1 protein-coding gene is annotated in these 4,199 nt (G+C 73.0%); it reads right to left on the minus strand.

What is annotated here, in order from left to right; translation table 11 throughout:
* Window positions 1-4,185: amino acid adenylation domain-containing protein (locus tag VIB55_RS03835; RefSeq protein ID WP_331875346.1), on the minus strand; the 4,185-nt coding region annotated here is incomplete at its 3' end.
* Window positions 4,186-4,199: the final 14 nt, after the last annotated feature.

Genomic DNA, 4,199 nt, shown 5'->3' on the forward strand with positions numbered 1-4,199 from the left:
CCCGCGTCCCGCGACGGGGCTGCCGACGACCACGTCCTCGCTCCCGCCGTACCGGGACAGCAGCGCCTGGAAGGTGCTCAGCGCGACCATGTACAGCGTCGCCCCCTCCTGCCGGCCCAGCGCGCGCAGCCTTTCCAGCACCTCCGGCGGGAGCTGGACGCCCTCGTCCGCCCCCCGGAAGCTCTGCACCGCCGGGCGGGGATGGTCCGTGGGCAGCTCCAGCAGCTCCGGTGCGCCCGCCAGCTGCTGCCGCCAGTACGCCAGCTGCCGGTCCAGGGCCTCGCCCGCCAGCTGCTCGCGCTGCCACACCGCGTAGTCGGCGTACTGCACCGGCAACTCCGGAAGCGGCGACTCGCGCCCTTCGCGGTACGCAGGGTACAGCATCGACAGCTCGCGGAAGAGCACCGACAGGCTCCACCCGTCGCTGACGATGTGGTGCATCGCGAGCAGCAGCACGTGATCGTCGGCGCCCAGCCGCAGCAGCGCGGCACGGAAGAGCGGCCCCGCGGCAAGGTCGAACGGCCGCCGCGCCTCCTCGCCCGCGCGCCGCCTGACCGCCGCCTCACGGTCCGCATCGCCGAGTGCCGACAGGTGCTCCACCGGCAGCGTGAAGCCGGCGAAGGGCGCGACCACCTGCGCCGGGGCGCCATCCACCTCGGCAAAGACCGTCCGCAGCGCCTCGTGACGGCGGACGATCTCGCCCAGCGCCCGCTCCAGCGCCGCCGCATCCAGCCCGCCCTCCAGGCGCGATGCCATGGGCATGTTGTAGACGGTGCTTCCCGGCTCCATCCGGTCGATGAACCAGAGCCGCTCCTGCGCAAAGGACAGCGGCAGCGCACCCGTGCGCTCCACGGGCACCACCGGCGGCAGCACCGGCAGCTCCGCGCGGCGGATCTCTTCGATGGCCCTCGCCATCTCCGCTACGGTCGGCGCGTCGAAGAGCGCCCGCAGCGGCACCTCTACGGCGAACACCTCGCGGATGCGCGACACCACGCGGGTGGCGAGCAGCGAGTGCCCGCCCAGCTCGAAGAAGCTTTCCTCCACCCCCACGCGCTCCAGGCGCAGCATCGCCGCCCACATCCCCGCCAGCACCTCTTCGGTGGGTGTCCGCGGCGCTACGTACCCGTCCGGCTTCGGCGCCAGCTCCGGCGCGGGGAGCGCCCTGACGTCCAGCTTTCCGTTCGGCGTCAGCGGCAGCTGCTCCAGCGCCACGAAGGCGGCGGGCACCATGTACTCCGGCAGGCTCCGCCGCAGGTGCTCCCGCAGCTCGCCGGCCTCGACGCCGCCCACCACGTACGCCACCAGCCGCTTCTCTCCCGGCTGGTCTTCGCGCACGATCACCCGCGCGCCGCGCACCTCTACGTACGCCGACAGCACGGCCTCGATCTCTCCCGGCTCGATGCGGAAGCCCCGCACCTTCACCTGCTCGTCCACGCGGCCGATGAACTCGAGAACGGCAGTGCGTGAGTGCGTTAGTACGTCAGTGCGGGAGTTGAGCACGGGATCCACTTCCGCACTCTCCCGCCACCGCACCCGGTCGCCTGTGCGGTAGAGCCGCGCCCCCGTCTCGGTGCCGAACGGATCGGGAACGAATCTCTCCGCCGTGAGCCCCGGCCGGCCCAGGTAGCCGCGGGCCACGCCCACGCCCCCCACGTACAGCTCGCCGGGAACGCCGATCGGCGCCGGCCGGCGGGCCGCATCCAGCACGTAGACCCGCACGTTCTCCAGCGGACGGCCGATCGCCGGGGCACGCCCGTCGGCCTCGCAGACGGCGGAGGCGGCGCAGACGGTGACCTCCGTGGGCCCGTAGGCGTTCACGAACGAACGCCCGGCGCTCCACCGCTGCACCGTGGCCGCGTCCACCGCCTCGCCCGCGCTCACCACCGTGCGCAGTTCCGGCAGGTCGTCCGGCGCAAGGATGGCCAGCACGGGCGGCGGCAGGGTGGCCACAGTCACCCGCCCGCTCCGCAGTGTCTCCAGCAGCTCCTCACCCGGGAGCAGCGCCTCGCGCGGCGCCATCACAAGCGTGGCACCGGCCAGCAGCGTGTGGAACAGCTCCGCCACCGCCGCATCGAAGGAAAACGAGGCGAACTGCAGGACGCGGCTGCCGCCGTCGATGCCGAAGCGGCGGGCCTGCGCGTACGCGAGGTTCGGGACCCCGCGGTGCGGCACCATCACCCCCTTGGGGCGGCCCGTGCTCCCGGAGGTGTAGATCACGTACGCCAGCTGGTCGGGCGAAACGACGCGCTCCGGGTTCTCCACGGACTCCGACGCGATCCGCGCCCCATCCCCATCCACGCTCACCACCGCGAGACCGTCGACGGCGGGAAGAGTCGCGCGCAGCGACTCCTGCGTCACCAGCACGGGCACGGCTGCGTCGGCGAGCACGTACGCCAGCCGCTCCGCGGGATAGGCGGGGTCCAGCGGTACGTACGCGCCGCCGGCCTTGAGCACGGCCAGGAGGGCGACGACCATCTCCGGCCCCCGCTCCAGGCAGATCGCGACCCGCGTCTCCGGCCCTACGCCGCGCCCGGCCAGGTGGTGCGCCAGCTGGTTCGCCCGCGCGTTCAGCGTTGCGTAGTCGAGCGTCTCGCCTTCGAAGACGAGTGCGGCCGCGCCGGGCGTGCGCTCGGCCTGTGCTTCGAAAAGCTCGTGGATGCACAGATCCGCCGGATACTCCGCCGCCGTCCGGTTCCACACCTCCACCACCACGCGGCGCTCGGCTTCCGGCAGCACGTCGATGCTCCCGATCGCCCGCTTGGGAGTGGCCTCCAGCGCCTGGACCAGCCCCTCGAGCGCCGTGTGCATCATCCGGCACACCCGCTCCGCATCCGCCGGGGCAGCCACCTGCGCCACGAGGGAGAACTCGTCGCCCAGGTCGTCTACCGAGAGGGCCACGGGGTAGTTCGTCCGCTCCTGCATGTGAATGCCCCGCACGCCCTCAACCGGCTGCCCGGCCTCCCCAGTCTCCGTCGAAGGCCCCCGCACGCCGCCGTAGCGGTAGTTCAGCAGCGAGGTGAAGAGCGGCGCCGGTGCCACCACGCCGCTGCAGCGCTGGGCCAGCGCCAGGGAGGCGTGCTCGTGCCGGAGCAGGTCCGCCATCAGGGCGTGCGTGCGCCGCACCGCCGCTTCGGCGCCCTCGTAGCCCACCCCGATCCGCACCGGCAGGGTGTTGATGAACGGACCCATCACCCGGTCCGACCCCTCGCCGCCCTGCATCCGGCCGAAGAGCAGGGTTCCGAACACCACGTCCTGCCGGCCGCTCAGCCGCGACAGCACCTGCGCCCACGCCAGGTGGCACAGGCTGGCCGCGCTCACCCCCAGCGCCCGCGCCCGGCCGCGCAGCCGTGCGCCCAGGCCGCCCTCCACCGGAAGCCATCCCTCCCGGATCCCACGTCCCTCGCCCCATACGTCCAGCATTCCGTACGGCGCCGTCGGCTCCTCCACGTCCTGCAGCATCGCGCTGAAGAACCGCTCGTGCTCCTCGCGGCTCACCCCCAGCCGCGCCTGCGCCACGTAGTTGCGGAAGGGGAGCGGCGCCGGCAGCTCCGACTCGCGGCCCATCAGGTGCGCCGAGATCTCCTGCTGCTGCACCTCCAGCGACTCGTGGTCGCCCGCCAGATGGTGCCAGAGCATCAGCAGCAGCCATCGGCCGCTTGCGCGGTCCTGGGCGATGCACGCCCGCAGCAGCGGCGCCCGCCCCAGCTCCATCCGGTACCGACGCGGGTCGTAGCGCCGCCACAGCTGCTGGGCCGCATCCGCCGCCCCCGCATCCAGCTGCACCTCCTCCACCGGCAGCGGCGCGTGCCGCCGAACGACCTGCACCGGCTCGCGCAGCCCCTTCCAGGCCACGGCCGTTCGCAGAATGTCGTGACGGCCGATCACCGCCTGCAGAGCCGCCAGGTGCTGCTCCAGCCGCGCGCGGGTGTCGAACTCGCTCACCGTCGACAGCAGGTACGGGTCGCCCTCCCGTGACATCAGGTGGTGGACGAGGATGCCCTCCTGCAGCGGGGCCAGCGGGTAGATGTCCTGCACGTTCGCGGCTCCGCCCGGCACCCCGGCCACGATGCGGTCGATCTCCGCCTGGCCCAGCTCCACCAGCGGCAGCATCTCCGGCGTGAGGGATTCGCACCCCTCCGGGATCGCGTTCGCGGGGACCTTCACCTCCAGAGCCGCCCGGTCCACGCCCAGCACCTCTG

Origin of the sequence: Longimicrobium sp., assembly GCF_036554565.1 — a bacterium.
GTDB lineage: Bacteria > Gemmatimonadota > Gemmatimonadetes > Longimicrobiales > Longimicrobiaceae > Longimicrobium.